General features: G+C 70.1%; 18 protein-coding genes. 7 read left to right on the top strand and 11 right to left on the bottom strand.

Translation table 11 applies throughout. From position 1 onward, the window contains the following. From VGD32_RS13645 to VGD32_RS13635, 3 genes are all read right to left on the bottom strand, one after another. Window positions 1-894: beta-ketoacyl synthase N-terminal-like domain-containing protein (locus VGD32_RS13645; RefSeq protein WP_331032427.1), on the bottom strand; the 894-nt coding region annotated here is incomplete at its 3' end. Between the two features lie 55 nt (window positions 895-949). Then, a complete protein-coding gene (gene fabA / locus VGD32_RS13640) occupies window positions 950-1,477 on the bottom strand; it encodes a 3-hydroxyacyl-[acyl-carrier-protein] dehydratase FabA (protein WP_331032426.1) in 528 nt (175 codons plus the stop codon). A gap of 100 nt (window positions 1,478-1,577) precedes the next feature. Further along, complete coding sequence (locus VGD32_RS13635; RefSeq protein WP_331032425.1) at window positions 1,578-2,138, bottom strand: SH3 domain-containing protein; 561 nt, start codon at window positions 2,136-2,138, stop codon at window positions 1,578-1,580. Between the two features lie 29 nt (window positions 2,139-2,167). On the opposite strand from VGD32_RS13635, the gene VGD32_RS13630 reads away from it, so the two are divergent. Both VGD32_RS13630 and VGD32_RS13625 read left to right on the top strand, forming a co-directional pair. Continuing rightward, complete coding sequence (locus VGD32_RS13630; RefSeq protein WP_331032424.1) at window positions 2,168-3,154, top strand: D-glycerate dehydrogenase; 987 nt, start codon at window positions 2,168-2,170, stop codon at window positions 3,152-3,154. 67 nt (window positions 3,155-3,221) lie between these two features. Then, window positions 3,222-5,279 carry a S9 family peptidase gene (locus tag VGD32_RS13625; RefSeq protein WP_331032423.1) on the top strand — a complete coding sequence of 686 codons (2,058 nt, stop codon included), beginning with the start codon at window positions 3,222-3,224 and terminating at the stop codon, window positions 5,277-5,279. On the opposite strand, the gene VGD32_RS13620 is transcribed toward VGD32_RS13625, so the two are convergent. Further along, entirely contained in the window at window positions 5,276-6,010 is a 735-nt protein-coding gene (locus VGD32_RS13620; RefSeq protein WP_331032422.1) for a HesA/MoeB/ThiF family protein, read from the bottom strand. The genes VGD32_RS13625 and VGD32_RS13620 overlap by 4 nt on opposite strands. 31 nt (window positions 6,011-6,041) lie before the next feature. Then, window positions 6,042-6,431, bottom strand: coding sequence for a BLUF domain-containing protein (locus VGD32_RS13615; RefSeq protein ID WP_331032421.1), 390 nt, complete (start codon window positions 6,429-6,431; stop codon window positions 6,042-6,044). Between the two features lie 142 nt (window positions 6,432-6,573). Here VGD32_RS13615 and hslV point away from each other — a divergent pair, with 142 nt between their 5' ends. After that, window positions 6,574-7,137: an ATP-dependent protease subunit HslV gene (gene hslV / locus VGD32_RS13610; RefSeq protein WP_331032420.1), complete on the top strand. Its 564-nt coding sequence runs from the start codon at window positions 6,574-6,576 to the stop codon at window positions 7,135-7,137. Window positions 7,138-7,143: 6 nt separating this feature from the next. Here hslV and VGD32_RS13605 read toward each other — a convergent pair whose 3' ends face one another. Next, entirely contained in the window at window positions 7,144-7,932 is a 789-nt protein-coding gene (locus VGD32_RS13605) for a TSUP family transporter (RefSeq protein ID WP_331032419.1), read from the bottom strand. A 126-nt stretch (window positions 7,933-8,058) separates the two neighbouring features. Here VGD32_RS13605 and VGD32_RS13600 point away from each other — a divergent pair, with 126 nt between their 5' ends. The 3 genes from VGD32_RS13600 (at window position 8,059) to hslU (ending at window position 10,824) form a co-directional block, all read left to right on the top strand. After that, entirely contained in the window at window positions 8,059-8,970 is a 912-nt protein-coding gene (locus tag VGD32_RS13600) for a hypothetical protein (RefSeq protein ID WP_331032418.1), read from the top strand. Window positions 8,971-9,027: 57 nt separating this feature from the next. Beyond that, a complete protein-coding gene (locus VGD32_RS13595) occupies window positions 9,028-9,435 on the top strand; it encodes a GxxExxY protein (protein WP_331032417.1) in 408 nt (135 codons plus the stop codon). Between the two features lie 87 nt (window positions 9,436-9,522). Further along, window positions 9,523-10,824 carry an ATP-dependent protease ATPase subunit HslU gene (hslU, locus tag VGD32_RS13590; RefSeq protein WP_331032416.1) on the top strand — a complete coding sequence of 434 codons (1,302 nt, stop codon included), beginning with the start codon at window positions 9,523-9,525 and terminating at the stop codon, window positions 10,822-10,824. A 15-nt stretch (window positions 10,825-10,839) separates the two neighbouring features. On the opposite strand, the gene VGD32_RS13585 is transcribed toward hslU, so the two are convergent. Further along, the gene (locus VGD32_RS13585) at window positions 10,840-11,106 is read right to left on the bottom strand and encodes a hypothetical protein (RefSeq protein WP_331032415.1); all 267 of its coding nucleotides are present in this window, start codon (window positions 11,104-11,106) and stop codon (window positions 10,840-10,842) included. A 136-nt stretch (window positions 11,107-11,242) separates the two neighbouring features. On the opposite strand from VGD32_RS13585, the gene mmcB reads away from it, so the two are divergent. Next, the gene (mmcB, locus tag VGD32_RS13580; RefSeq protein WP_414644424.1) at window positions 11,243-11,686 is read left to right on the top strand and encodes a DNA repair putative endonuclease MmcB; all 444 of its coding nucleotides are present in this window, start codon (window positions 11,243-11,245) and stop codon (window positions 11,684-11,686) included. Here the strand turns inward: mmcB and VGD32_RS13575 are convergent. From VGD32_RS13575 to VGD32_RS13560, 4 genes are read right to left on the bottom strand one after another with little or no spacing between them, the layout of a single operon-like run. Continuing rightward, window positions 11,671-12,147, bottom strand: coding sequence for a hypothetical protein (locus tag VGD32_RS13575; RefSeq protein ID WP_331032413.1), 477 nt, complete (start codon window positions 12,145-12,147; stop codon window positions 11,671-11,673). The genes mmcB and VGD32_RS13575 overlap by 16 nt on opposite strands. 59 nt (window positions 12,148-12,206) lie before the next feature. After that, on the bottom strand, window positions 12,207-13,169 hold the full coding sequence (locus VGD32_RS13570) for a magnesium transporter CorA family protein (RefSeq protein WP_331032412.1): 963 nt from the start codon (window positions 13,167-13,169) through the stop codon (window positions 12,207-12,209). 30 nt (window positions 13,170-13,199) lie between these two features. Beyond that, window positions 13,200-13,727, bottom strand: coding sequence for a CHAP domain-containing protein (locus tag VGD32_RS13565; protein ID WP_331032411.1), 528 nt, complete (start codon window positions 13,725-13,727; stop codon window positions 13,200-13,202). 37 nt (window positions 13,728-13,764) lie between these two features. After that, window positions 13,765-14,916, bottom strand: a complete 1,152-nt coding sequence (locus VGD32_RS13560) for an acyltransferase (protein WP_331032410.1) — start codon at window positions 14,914-14,916, stop codon at window positions 13,765-13,767. Window positions 14,917-14,940 lie beyond the last annotated feature (24 nt).

Genomic DNA, 14,940 nt, shown 5'->3' with positions numbered 1-14,940 from the left:
GTCGATGCGGGGATTGCCGGCCATCTCCAGCGCGATGCGCATGCAGCGCTCGGCGCCTTCGCCCGAGGGGGCGACCATGTCGTAGCCGTCGGAGTTGGCGCCGTAACCGGTGACCTCGGCGTAGATGGTCGCGCCGCGCGCCTTGGCCCGCTCGTACTCTTCCAGCACCACGATGCCGGCGCCGCCGGCGATGACGAAGCCGTCGCGGTCCTTGTCATAGGCGCGGCTGGCCTTCGCCGGGGTTTCGTTGAAGTTCGACGACATGGCGCCCATGGCGTCGAACATGTTCGACATCGACCAGTCGATGTCCTCGCAGCCGCCGGCGAAGACCACGTCCTGCTTGCCCCAGGCGATCTGCTCGGCGGCCGCGCCGATGCAGTGGGCCGAGGTCGCGCAGGCCGAACTGATCGAATAGTTGATGCCCTTGAGCTCGAACCAGGTGGCCAGCACGGCCGAAGGGCCGGAGGCCATGGCCTTGGGCACGGCGAACGGGCCGATGCGCTTGGGCGAGCCCTTCTCGATGGTGGTCTGGGCCGCCTGCAGGATGATCTGGGTCGAGGGGCCGCCCTCGCCGACGATCAGGCCGATGCGCTCGGACTTGATCTCGTCCGGGGTCAGGCCGGAGTCCTTGAGCGCCTCCTCGAAGGCGATATGCCCCCAGGCGGTGCCGTTGGCGAGGACGCGGGCCGCGCGGCGATCGACCAGCGGGGCCCAGTCCTCGGCCGTCACGCCCAGCGACGGCGGGGCCCAGACCTGCGAGCGGAAGCCGTGCGCGGCGTGGTCGGCGGCGTGCTGCACGCCGGATTTCGCCTCGCGCAGGGAGGCGGTGACCTCATCCTGGCCCGTGCCGATGGATGAGACGATACCCAGTCCGGTGACGACGACACGCCGCATGGTGGTTTCCTTCTTGAACTCAGCTCGCCGCGTTGGCCGCGGTCTGTAAACGGGTTTAGCCGCCGACGGGTTCGGTCGCGCCGAACAGGCCGACGCGCATGTCGGTCGCCGTATAGATGGGGACGCCGTCGGCTTCGAGAACCCCGTCGGCGATGCCCATGACCAGGCGGCGGTTGATGACCCGCTTGAGGTCGATCTTGTAGACCACCTTCTTGATGTCCGGGGTCACCTGGCCGGTGAATTTGACCTCGCCGACGCCCAGCGCCCGGCCGCGGCCCGGGCCGCCGATCCAGCCGAGGTAGAAGCCGACCAGCTGCCACATGGCGTCGAGGCCCAGGCAGCCCGGCATGACCGGATCGCCGATGAAGTGGCACTGGAAGAACCAGAGGTCGGGATGGATGTCCAGCTCGGCCTCGACATAGCCCTTGCCGTGCGCGCCGCCGTCCGCGTTGATCGTGACGATGCGGTCGAACATCAGCATCGGCGGGGCGGGCAGCCGGGCGTTGCCCTCGCCGAACAGTTCGCCGCGGCCCGAGGCCAGCAGGGCTTCATAGTCGAACGAGGACGGATTCGGTTGGGTCAACGGGCGCTCGCATCTCAGGGGGCCGCGGCGCGGGGCGCTGCTCATGGCCGGGTGTGGCCGTCGGGTTACACGAGCGCGCGAGCGGGCTCAACCACTCCTGTCAGCGGCGGGCTGTTCCCGCCGGCCGGGCCGCGTTGCACAGCGGCCGGTCCTGGGCCCCGAACACGGCCGACTGGCGCACCCAGCCGCGAAGCCGGCCGGCGCGGACGCGGCACCAGCCTTCCTCGCACTCATCTACCGGCACCAGCGAGCGGGGCGACAGCCGGGCCCGCACGGCCGAGGCGTCGGATCGGCCCGAACGGATGGGCACTTCCTCCGCCGAGGCGTTGAAGACGCTGCGGCGGCTCGACACCACGCTGCGGTGGACCCAGGCGACCGCGCCCTCGGGGTCGCAGATCTTGCGCCATTCGGTGGTCTCGGCGATCACCTGCACCGGCAGGCCGGAGACGCGGTATTCCCACAGGATGCGGTGGTCGAGGCCCGGGCCGAAGCGGGCGTGCACTTCCGACGACTTCAGGGACAGCCAGCGCGGCACCGGCTGACCGCTAGGCGTGGGGCGGCCGTCGGGCATGGTCTGGGCGCCGCCGGCCAGCACCGCCGCGCAAACGGCCGCCGCCGTTGCAGCCAGTCTTTGGAAGCGGGGACGAGCTTTGCTAGACACGCGGGGGTCCACGAAATTGAAGGCTCCGAATGTCCGCGCCCAGGCTTAAGGTCGTGTTAACCAGACGCTTGCCGGACGCGGTCGAGACGCGCATGCGCGAGCTGTTCGACGCCGAGCTGAACCTGACCGACACGGCGATGGACCGGGCCGCGCTGGAGGCGGCGGTGCGGCGCGCCGATGTGCTGGTCCCGACCATCACCGACGCCATCGACGCCGGGCTGATCGCGGCGGCGGGCGAGCGGCTGAAGATGATCGCCAGCTTCGGCGCGGGCGTGAACCACCTCGATATCGAGGCGGCGGTCGGGCGGGGCCTGATCGTCACCCACACCCCCGGCGTGCTGACCGAGGACACCGCCGACCTGACCATGGGGTTGATCCTCGCGGTCAGCCGGCGCCTCGTCGAGGGCGCGCAGGTCATGGCCGAGGGCCGGTTCGAGGGCTGGACCCCGACCTGGATGACCGGCCGCAAGCTGTGGGGCAAGCGGCTGGGCATCGTCGGCATGGGGCGCATCGGCCAGGCGCTGGCGCGGCGGGCCCGCGCCTTCGGGATGCAGGTCCACTACCACAACCGCAAGCCGGTCCCGGACATGGTCGCCGAGGAACTGGGCGCGACCTACTGGGACGATCTGGACCAGATGCTGGCGCGGATGGACGTCATCTCGCTGAACGCCCCGGCGACGCGGGAGACGCATCACCTGCTGTCGGCTGAACGGTTGGCGCGGCTGCAGCCGCACGCCCTGCTGGTCAACACCGCCCGCGGCGAACTGATCGACGAGGCGGCGCTGGCCGACGCTGTGGCGCGCCGCGCCATCGCCGGGGTCGGTCTGGACGTCTACGAGCACGAGCCGGCGGTGCATCCCGGCCTGCTGGGCCACGCCAACGTCGTGCTGCTGCCGCACCTGGGCTCCGCCACGCTGGAGGCGCGCCAGGACATGGGCGACCGCGTCATCGCCAACATCCTGACCTTCCAGAACGGCCACCGTCCGCCCGACCGGGTCATTCCGGCGATGCTTTAACGTCCGAGGGTTGACGCCTTGGAGCGGCTCGCGGAAAGCTTGCCGCGGATCACCCGGGGGCGGCGCGATGCATAGTATCCGAACGATTGCGGCCGCCTGCGCGGCGTTCTGGCTGCTGGGCGCGGTCCCGCCGGCGCGCGCCGATCCTCCGACCGTCGCCGACTTCCTCGAGGGGCCGGCGCTGAGCGCCGCCAGCCTGTCGCCGTCGGGACGCTATCTGGTCTGGACCGTCCACGAGGGCGACGAGAGAGCGGTCCACATCCGCGACCTTCAGGAGGGCACGGACTCGATCATGGGAGCGGGGTCGAGCCGGGAGCATTTCGGAGGCGTGTTCGTCGACTGGATTCGCTGGAAGACCGACGACCGGCTGCTGATCGGCCTGACCCGCCTCGAGCTGCGGCGCTTCAGGGGTCGGGAAGACGGCAGTGTGCGGAGCTTCACCTTCGGCCAGTCAGTATTGTCACTGGCCCGCGACGGCAGCGGCATGGTTGCGCTCAAGGCTCCAGGCGCCGAGGACGCCGCGCCGGGCGAGGTGCTCGACACCCTGCGCGACGATCCCGACCACATTCTGATGAGCTATCGCGACCGCCATGACCGGCTGAACGTGGCCCGGGTCAACATCCTGACCGGCGAGGCCGCCAGAACCGTCGAGGGCCATCGCCGCGTCCTGGACTACATCACCGACCGGAACGGAGCGGTGGTCGGCCGCATCGCCTATCGCGGGGCCACCGGCCGCATCATGCTGATGGAGGCGCTGAACCCCGACGGCGCCTGGAGCGAAGTGTTCCGCCTGCGCCGCAACGAGATTCGCGACCTGCCCGACTACGAGTCCCTCGGCGCCACGGACCAGCCGGGCAAGATCTATGTCGCGGTTCGGCCGGACGCCCCGGATGGTGAGAGCACCGCAGGTGTGCACATCTTCGACTTCGCCACCCGAACGATGGGGCCGACCATCTGGCGCAATCCCCGCTACGACGTTTCAGGGATCGTGCTGGACGCGGATAGCCTTGAACTGGTGGCCGGCTGCTACTGGGCCGACATCTATCGCTGCGACTTCACGGATCGGGGCGAGAACGCCTTGATGACCGGCATCCGCCGTTTCTTCGGGGACAGCTGGAGCGTCAGCGTGGTTTCGCAGGCCCGGGACGGCTCGCGCTGGCTGGTGTTGGCGTCGGCTCCCAACAATCCCGGGCAATATTACATCTTCGACGTCGCCGAGCGGCACATGGAGTTCGTCGGCTCGATCTATCCGCGCCTTCCCGAGCCGGCGCTCGGCGTGATGGAGCGGGTCGACTACGCGGCGGCCGACGGCGAGGCGCTGTTCGGCTATCTGACGCGGCCTCCCGGCGCCGCGGTGGGGGCGCCCCTGCCGCTTGTGGTCATGCCGCACGGCGGGCCCGAGATGCGCGACTACCTGACCTACGACCGCTGGGCCCAGTTCCTCGCGACGCGGGGCTATCAGGTCTTCCAGCCCAATTTCCGGGGCTCGGCGGGGATGGGCAAGGCGTTCGCCGAGGCCGGCTACCGCGAGTGGGGCGGCCGCATGCAGGACGATGTGACCGCCGGCGTCGAACACCTGATCACCCAGGGTCTCGCCGACCGCAGCCAGATCTGCATCGTGGGCGCCAGCTACGGCGGCTATGCGGCCCTGCAGGCGGGGGCGACCCAACCCGACCTGTATCGCTGCGTCGTCTCGATCGCCGGCCCCAGCGACCTGGTCGCCATGATGAGCTGGGAGCGGTCCGAGGCGGGGGCCGATTCCGACCGCTACGACTACTGGCTGAAGTCCATCGGCGACCCGCGCGAGGACCGGGAGCGGCTGGACGCTGCCTCGCCCCTGCGTCGCGCCGCCGATTGGCGCCTTCCCGTCCTGCTCATTCACGGCGAGGCCGACGACGTGGTTCCGGTCAGCCAGTCGCGCAACATGGACCGCGCCTTGCGGCGGGCCGGCAAGGACGTGCAGCTGATCGTGTTGGAGGACGCCGGTCATTCGGACTGGTCGACGCGGCAGGACACCACCGCCTTGACGGAGGTCGAGGCCTTCCTCGGCCGACATCTTCCGGCGGCCGTGGCCGCGGCCTCTGGAAGCGGCGTTTCAGCGGCCGAGGCGTCCCCGGTCGACTAGCCGCACACCGGACAGGCCGGATCGGCCGCGACCCCCACCGTCCGCGCGGTTCCGGCCAGGCCGTCGTAGAGGAGCAGCCGGCCGGTCAGGGCCTCGCCGGCGCCGGTGATCAGCTTGATCGCCTCCAGCGCCGTCATCGAGCCGACCACGCCGGCCAACGCCCCGACCACGCCGACGCGGGCGCAGGTCTCGGCGTCCGGCGGGGTTTCCGGGACGAGGCAGCGGTAGCAGGGGCGTCCGGCGAACACCCCGACCTGGCCGCTCCACCGTCCGAGCGCGCCGGACACCAGCGGAATCCCGGCGGCGACGCAGGCGGCGTTGGTCGCGAACCGGGTCTCGAAGTCGTCGGTGCCGTCGAGGACCAGGTCGCAGCCGTCCAGCAGCCAGGCGGCGTTGTTGGCGGTCAGGCGCTCTGGCGCCGTCTCGACGTCGACATGGGAATTGAGGGCGCCCAGCCGCGCCGCGCCGGCTTCCGCCTTGGAGTCGCCGACATCGGCTTCGGCGAAGATGATCTGGCGCTGCAGGTTGGACAGGCCGACGACGTCATGGTCGATCAGGCGAAGCGCCCCGACGCCCGCCGCCGCCAGATACAGCGCCGCCGGCGCGCCGACGCCGCCCAGGCCCACGATGGCCACGCGGGCGGCCTTCAGCCGCTGCTGGCCGGGCCCGCCGATCTCGGCCAGAACCAGGTGGCGGGCGTAGCGCTCGATCTCGTCGTCGGAAAAGCTCACCCGCCCCAGTTAGGCGGTCCGGAGCCCCCCGTCACGCGGCCTTGCGGATATCCAGCAGCACCTCGGCCTCGACGCCGGTGACGCGCGACAGGCAGTTCAGTCCGAGACGGTCCAGCAGGGCGGCCGGATCGGCGCACAGCCCCATCGGCTCGTCGATGCGCCGGGCGTTGATCGGCGCATCCCCCAGAATTCGCAGCCCGGTGTGCCGGGGATCGTCGAGCAGACGCCGGATCAGCCGGTCCAGGTCGGTGCGGCCGCCCTCGATCGCCTGCAGGACATGCCCCTGGTGGAACATCACGCAGCTGGTCAGGTGGTCGCGGCGGTTGTTGCGCTCGGACACGCCCAGAATCTGGGCGATCGACAGGGTCGACGCGCCCGTGGCGCCGACGGCTTCGCTGGCGTAGATCACGCGATGAAGCACGACGCTTCCCTTATATGGCGATTTGTGGGGTATAGAATGTCAACGTAAGGGTTTACATTGGTCAAAATATGGCTCAGCCTAGCCATTGGAATCGCACGCCAACCGGCTTGCCGCGCCGCATTTTCGTCTCCATCTGCAAGCGATGACGAACGCGAACGATTCCTCCACGCCCGGCTGGCACGGCACCACCATCCTCGCGGTGCGCAAGGACGGCCGCACGGTGATCGCCGGCGACGGCCAGGTCTCGATGGGCCCGACCATCGTCAAGGGCGCGGCGCGCAAGGTCCGCACCCTCGCCGGCGGCAAGGTGCTGGCGGGCTTCGCCGGCGCGACGGCCGACGCCTTCACCCTGATCGAACGGCTCGAGGCCAAGCTGGAGCAGTATCCGGACCAGCTGGCCCGCGCCTGCGTCGACCTGGCCAAGGACTGGCGCACCGACCGCTATCTGCGCCGTCTCGAGGCCATGCTGCTGGTGGCGGACCGGCATTCGATCTTCACCGTCACCGGCGTCGGCGACGTGCTGGAGCCGGAGCATGGCGTGGCCGCGGTCGGATCGGGCGGCAATTTCGCCCTGGCGGCGGCGCGGGCGCTGCTGGACCACTCCGACATGGACGCCGAGACCATCGCCCGCCGGGCCATGGCCATCGCGGCCGACATCTGCGTCTACACCAACGGCAATCTGACGGTCGAGACGCTGGAGGCCTGACGGCGCTCAGGTCCCGATCAGGCCCGCCATGAGCGCGGCGCCGATCGCCAGCATGGCGGCGGCGACCACCCCCCGCACCAGGCCGATGGTGACCTTCTTCAGCCAGCGCACCGCCCCCCAGGCCCCGGCGAAGGCGCACAGCACCGCCCATCCCACCAGCAGCCCCTGCCGCGGCCCGAACGCTCCGGCCGCGGACCCGACCGTCAGGGCGTAGGCCGGCAGGCGCGACAGGTCGATCAGCACGGCGATCATCACGCCGGTGGCGATGAAGCGGGCGGGGTCCAGTCCGAAGCGCAACAGGAACATCGAGCGCAGCGCGCCCTGCTGCCCGGTCAGCCCGCCGAGGAAGCCGGTCGCCAGCCCGCCGGCCGGCGCGGCGGACGGCGGCGCCGCAAGCCGCTGAAACCACGGCTGCAATTCCAGCAGCCCGAGCCCGATCATCACCGCGCCGACGACGAGGGCGGCGGGGGTGGGGCCGAAGTCGCGCCCGGCGACGCTCCACGAGAACAGCACGCTTCCGGCGCCGAGGCGGCCCAGCAGCCAGGCCCCGGCGATCGCGGCCGGAATGGCGGGAAGCCCGAAGCGCAGGACGACGCTCCAGTCGGCCTGCCGCCACAGCAGGGTTCCCTTGAACAGGCCGTTGAGCAGATGAACCACGCCGGTCGCCGCCACGGCCACCGGGGCGGGGAAGAAGACGGCGAAGGCGGGCAGCAGCACCGTGCCCAGCCCGAAGCCGGAGTAGAGGGTCAGGCCCGAGGCGAGGAAGGCCACGACGCCGATGATCAGGAAGTCCATGCCCGCTCCCGTCCAATGCGGCCCGACGCATAGACCATACACCGGGCTCGTGCAGCCCGAGCCTGTCAGGGATTTAACGCGACAGCGCCCCGTCCCTGACGTTCCATGGACGGCGGAGGATTTCCCATGCGCCGTCTCGCCCTGTTCGCCCTGCCCGCTGTCCTGTTCGCCGCCTCCGCGCCGGCCCGGACGCCGTCCGACACCCCCGACGCCGCCCCTGTGGTGGCCGCCGAGCGCGCCTTCGCGGCGGACGCGCCGTCGATGGGGATCGCCGGGAGCTTCAACAAATGGTCCGTGCCCGACGCGATCGTGATCGCGGGGGGCCGGGCGCAAAGGATCGGCGAGGTCTATCCGGACCGGCCCAGGCCGCCGGACGAACCGCTGCTGGAGTGGTGGCCCAATTTCGCTGGCATCGCCCGTTCCGGCGACCTCGGCTTCACCACCGGCGGCGTAGCCGTGAACGGCCAGCGCGCCGGGCACTATTTCACCGTCTGGCAGCGCCAGACCGACGGCTCGTGGAAATGGGTCTACGACGGCGGCTCAGGCGCCAGCGCCGCGGACGTGCCGGGACCGGATACCGAGCCGGTGATCCTGCCGGTCGGGCCGGAACTGCTCGAGGTGCGCCTGCCCGGTCAGCCCGCCTCGACCACGCCTCGCGCGGACCGGGCCATGGCCGAGGTGAAGGCGCGGGAGGCCACGCTGGCGGAGGCGGCGGCGCTCGACCAGAGGGCCGCCCATCTCGCCGTCATGGCCGACAACGGGCGGCTCTATGTCGCGCCCCTGGCTCCGGCGATTGGTCGCGCCGCCTTCGAAGAAGCCCTGTCCGGCTGGCCGGCGACTTTCCGGTTCGGGCCGACCGAAGGCGGCGGCGCATCGGCGTACGGCGACCTCGTCTGGACCTTCGGCCCCGCCGCCTGGACCCGCGACGGCCAGGCGCGCACCGGCCACTATGTACGTCTGTGGCAGCACCAGACCTGGGGCTGGCGCATCGTCCTCGCCCAGCTCATCCCCGCTCCACCTGCGCCTCCGGCGGATTGACCGGGCTCGTTGGATTCCCCGCTTGGAATGGGTGGTTCATCACGAAGGTCACCAAGGATGCACGAAGGACACGAAGGGAACGAGCCGGTTCCGGAGACCGTGGAGCGGATCGGGCGAGAAGTCGTGGATGCCGCCCTGACGGTGCATCGCGCCTTGGGACCGGGAATGCTGGAGTCGGTCTATGAGGCCTGCCTCTTTGAGGAGCTGAGGCAAAGGGGGCGGGCCATCGAGCGCCAGGTGAGCGTGCCGGTTGTCTACGGCGATGTCAGGGTGGAGGCCGGTTTCCGGGTCGACCTGCTCGTCGAGCGGAGCGTGGTGGTGGAGATAAAGTCGATCGACGCCTTGGCGTCGATCCATACGGCCCAGGTTCTGACCTACCTGCGCTTCTCCGGCCATCGGCTCGGTTACCTGATCAATTTCAACACCGCCCTTCTGAAGAACGGTCTTCGGCGCATTGTGCTCTGAGCCCTTCGTGTCCTTCGTGCCCTCCTTTGTGCCCTTCGTGATGAACCAACCCTCCCCAAGGTCAAGGCGCCGCCCTATCTGCGTCTCATGACCGACCTCTCTCCCCGCGAAATCGTATCCGAACTCGACCGCTTCATCGTCGGACAGGACGACGCCAAGCGCGCCGTGGCCGTGGCGCTGAGGAACCGCTGGCGGCGCAAGCGGGTGCCCGAGGACCTGCGCGACGAGGTCACGCCCAAGAACATCCTGATGCTCGGCCCCACCGGCGTCGGCAAGACCGAGATCGCCCGGCGCCTGGCGCGGCTGGCCGGCTCGCCCTTCCTCAAGGTCGAGGCGACCAAATTCACCGAGGTCGGCTACGTCGGCCGCGACGTCGACCAGATCATGCGCGACCTGGTCGAGGCCGCGCTGGTCATGGTGCGCGACAAGCGCCGGACGGGGGTGAAGGCCCGGGCCGAGGCCGCCGCCGAGGAACGCCTTCTCGACGCCCTGGTCGGACCGGGCTCGCAGCCCGCGACCCGCGACAGCTTCCGCAGGAAGCTTCGCGCCGGCGAACTGGACGACAAGGAGGTCGAGCTGTCGCTGGCCGACACCGCCTCGCCCATGCAGGGGCTGGACCTCCCCGGCGGCGGGGGCATCGGCATGATCAATCTGTCCGAGATGCTGGGCAAGCTGGGCGGCGGCCGCACCAGGACCGTCAAGCTGCCGGTCCGCGACGCCGTAGGCCCGCTGGTCACCGAGGAGAGCGACAAGCTGCTGGATCAGGAAAGCCTGACCCGCGAGGCGCTGCTGCTGGCCGAAAACGAGGGCATCGTCTTCCTCGACGAGATCGACAAGGTGGCGGCGCGGCAGGGCGCCTCAGGCGCCGACGTCAGCCGCGAGGGCGTGCAGCGCGACCTGCTGCCGCTGATCGAGGGCACGACGGTGTCGACGAAATACGGGCCGGTGAAATCCGACCACGTGCTGTTCATCGCCTCGGGCGCCTTCCACGTCGCCAAGCCGTCCGACCTGCTGCCCGAGCTGCAGGGACGCCTGCCCATCCGGGTCGAGCTCAAGGCCCTGACCCGCGACGATTTCGTGCGCATCCTAACCGAACCCGAGGCCAATCTGATCCGCCAGAACCAGGCCCTGCTGGCCACCGAGGACGTCACCCTGACCTTCACCGACGACGCCATCGCGGCGCTGGCGGACGCAGCCGTTGCGGCCAATACGACGGTCGAGAACATCGGCGCGCGCCGGCTGCAGACCGTGCTGGAGCGGGTGCTGGAGGAGACCTCGTTCAAGGCCTCCGACCTGGCCGGCCAGACCATCGCCTTCGACGGGGATCAGGTGCGGGAAAAGGTCGCCGACCTCGCCCGCGACGCGGATCTCAGCCGCTTCATCCTCTAGGCCGCGGGGCGCGGTTCAGTCTTCCCGGGCGGCCGCCATCGCCGGCGAGGCGGCGATCTGCCCGGGCAGGGCCTCGACGGCGGCCATGGCCGTGCGCGCGTCCTGGCGCGTGCCGTCGGCCCGGAAGACATAAAGGCTCAGAACCGCGACCAGGGCGCAGACCAGGCCGTTGATCAGCCACAGTCCCCGGCTGTCGCCGTGATTGCGTCGTGCGCCGGGATCGTCGTCCACCAGCATGTGTCGCGCCTTCACCGAACCCTGATAGATGATTAATAAACCCACCTCGCGGGAAGCTCCAAGCTGTGCCGTGGAGCACGACGGCGCCGGCTGTGGACAGCTTGGCCGTAGCCGCAGGTCTCCTCGACCGGTTGAAACCGGAACACAAACGGAACATACAGAAGCCGTGCCCGCCGCCGTCCTGTCCATCGACCTGGTTTTCAGCCGCCCCGCGACCACCCTGTCGGTCACGCGCGGCGCCGCGCGCCTGATGGCGGACATGGGCTATGCGCCGCTGCTCGAGGTCGGCCTGCCTAACGGCCGCCGCGCCGACGTCATGGCGCTGGGCCCGCGCGGGGAGATCGCCATCTGCGAGGTCAAGTCCGGTATGGAGGACTTCCGCGTCGACCGCAAATGGGGCGAGTACCGACCGTACTGCGACCTGTTCTATTTCGCCGTGGCGCCCGAGTTCCCCGCCGACATCCTGCCGGACGAGCCGGGCCTGATCGTCGCCGACGGTTTCGGCGGCGCGGTGGTGCGCGAGGCGTGTTCGGCGCCGCTGGCCCCGGCCCGGCGCAAGGCCCTGACCATCGCCTTCGCCCGGCTGGGCGCCTTGCGGACTCTCCGGGATCAGCCGGCGGGCTGAACCGGGTCGACGGCCCGGCCGCTTTCACCGGAGGCGTCGAGGGCGCTGACCGTGGCGGCGCAGCCCATCAGGGTTTCCTCGCCGATCACGACCATGGCGGTGAGCGGGTAGCTCAGATCGCTCATGCCGTCGCTGCAGTCGGTGGCCGTCAGCGTGACCTTGATCGCATTGCCGGCGCCGGTGGTCGATTCCCACACGGCCATCGTGCCGCGGATCACCGGCGGGTTCTGTGGGGCCCGCTGCTCGGGCCGGTCGAGGCCGGAATAGACCAGCTCCGAACCGGTCAGTTCGACGGCCCAGAACGGCTCGGTGCCACGCGCGCGCAGCGGCTTGGTCAGGTCGACGCCGGCCAGCACGGGCGCGGGGGCCGGGGCGGGCGCGGGCTCCTCCGGGGCCTCGGCCGGCGGCGAACAGGCGGACAGGGCGAGGATGGCTACGGCGGTCAGGGCGAAGGCGCGCATGGAAGTCTCCCGGTTGCCCCCATGGAGCGCGGGGCGGCCGCCGCGGTCAAGCGTCAGCGCTACAGCCAGCCCTTCTTCCTGAACCAGGCCAGAGGCAGCAGGGCGGAGATCACCATGGCCACCAGCGCGGCCGGATAGCCCCAGATCTGCGGCAGTTCCGGCATGTGGTCGAAATTCATCCCGTAGATCGAGGCGATCAGCGTCGGCGGCAGGAAGGCGACGGCCGCCACCGAGAAGATCTTGATGATCGACGACTGCTCGATGTTGATCAGCCCCAGCGCCGCCGAGAGCTGGAAATCGATCGAGGCCGCCACGGAGTGGTTGTGGGAGATCAGGCTCTGGGCGTCCCGGGTCAGGGACGTCAGGTGCTCGCGCGTGTCGGGCTCCTGCTCGATACGGTCGTCGAGAGCGACGAAGGCGAAGATGCGGGCGAGGCCGGCAAGGCTCTGTTCGATCCGCGCATTGGCGATCTGCGCGCGCCCCAGCCGGGTGATCAGCTTCTCGAATCCGACCGTCTTGCGGCCGCTGAAGACCTGGCTCGACACCGCCTCCACGTTGGCGGCGTTGCCGGACAGGACGTCCGAGGCGCGATCGATGATCTGCTCCATCAGGTTCAGGAACACGTCGGCCCCGCCCCGGCACAGGCCGGGATCGCGGTCCAGCTTGTCCAGCAGCATGGCGAAGGGTTTGGGGTCGACGTAGCGGATGGTCACCAGCGGACCTTCCGTCAGCACGAAGGTCACCGGGTCGAGTCCCGGCATGTCCTCGTCGCTGTGATGGAGGATGTCGGCGGTGACATAGGTGGCCCCGCGTTCCCGATAGAGGCGGCTGGACGCCTCCAGCTCGGCCATCTCCTCGCGCGTCGGCACCGACAGGCCCAAGGCGGCCTCCACGGCCCGGTCTTCCTGGGGGGTCGGGTCGGCCAGGTCGATCCAGACGGCGTCGGGCGGCAGGACCCAGGCGGCCGGGTCGCCGGCGTGGGCTTCGCAGGTCCGGCAGCCGGAACGATAGACGCGGATCAAGGGCGGACCCTCCGGGCGGGGGTCAGGCGGTCAGGGCTGGCCGTTGGCGAGCGGAACCGAGGCCATGAGCAGGCCGTCCGACGGCTGGGCCGGGGCTTTGTGGATGAAGCCATAGGTCGGATAGACGGTGGTGCCGAGGTCATTGATCGGGTTGTACCAGACCTTGACCGCGCTCCAGTCCCCATTGTCCGAGACGTCGACGACGGTGACGTTCTCCTCGACCTTGCCGCGGCTTCCGCCCCAGTTGGCGTGGGTGACGCGGATGACCCGGTCGGTGAGGACTTCCGAGACCACGGCGACGTGACCGCGGCTCATCCGGCCGCTCGACTGGAACGCCAGCACCGAGCCGGTGCGGGGCCGGTGGCCGGTCTGGAAACGATCCTGGGCCTGCGACCACCATGTATGGGCGTCGCCGAAGATTTCGATGCCCGAGAACATCCGGGCGAAGGTCACGCACTGCCAGTACGGCTCGTCGGCCTTCGCGGCGGGAGCGGTTCCGGCCAGCGCGAAAAGTCCGAGGGTCGCCGCAACCGCGGCGGCTGTGAGCCGTTTCATCATGCTGGCGTAGGTCCCGACCTGCCTCAGTGACTTAGCCTTAGACGATAGTTTCCGAGGGTTGAAGAACCCTTTCGGGCGAATCCGTCTGCGGTTTCAACGCCACTTGACCTGAGCCGTAGCGAGTCGCCAGACCGCGCAAAGCCTTGCGGGCCGGGCGTTCGACCAGGTGGTAGGTCAGGGCCGCGGCGACCGGGATCAGGGCCAGAACACCCAGCCACACAATGATGTGAAGCTTCTTGTCGTCGGCCCCGGTAAGCCGCGCCGCGACATTGACGCCGAGCAGCAGGACCGGCGCGCAGACCATGTAGATCGAGTAGGAGATCTCGCCGAGGTAGACCCCCGCCCTGGAGGCGAACAGGCCCGCGCGGTCGTTGGCCAGGCCCCCGAGGCCGAGGATCAGGCCGCCGGCGAACAGCACCACCAGCGGATCCCACAGGCCCAGGGCGGCGCTGGCCAGCAGTCCGGCGCCCGAGACGAGGGCGATGACGCCGGCGGGGCGCACGGGGGCGCGGCGGTGGATCAGGTAGAGGGCGCAGCCAAGCGCGAAGCACGGCACGATCCTGAGCGCGCCCCAGCGGAACGTCGCCTCCGTCAGGGAGAAGCCGGCGAGGGCGGCGAACACGGCGTACAGGATCAGGGCGAGGGCGGCGACGACGCCGGTGGCGAGCAGGGGCCGCTCGCGCATGCGCCAGGCGGCGAAGGCGAAGACGGGGAAGCCCAGATAGGCGAACCACTCGGCCGAGATCGACCACGACGGATGGTTGAAGGCGGCGCTCGAGGCCAGGCCCCAGGCGTGGGTCAGGCTCAGGTGGGCCGGCAGCGAACGCCAGTCCAGCAGGCTCTCGCTCACCGTCAGGCCGGCGACCGTGGCGCCGACGCCGAGGGCGATCATGCCGGCCAGGGTCACCAGATGCAGCGGATAGACCCGGGCGATCCGGGCCCACAGGAAGCCCCGATAGCTGAATCCGCCCGCCCGGCCCTGTCCCGCCGCCTCGAGATAGACGTGGCTGAGGATGAAGCCGGACAGCACGAAGAAGACCTCGACGCCCAGATAGCCCTTCGTCACGGCGACCGGCGTGAAGGCCACGTCGAGATGAGGCCAGGCGGCGAACAGCACCACCCACAGGGCGGCGAGGAAGCGCAGCGTGGTCAGGGCGCGCAGATCGGGCGGGGTCTGTACGGGCGTCATGACCGCTCAGACTAGGGCCTCAGG

Source organism: Brevundimonas sp. (assembly GCF_036402095.1).
GTDB lineage: Bacteria > Pseudomonadota > Alphaproteobacteria > Caulobacterales > Caulobacteraceae > Brevundimonas.
This window is presented reverse-complemented; position numbering and strand designations above follow the sequence as displayed.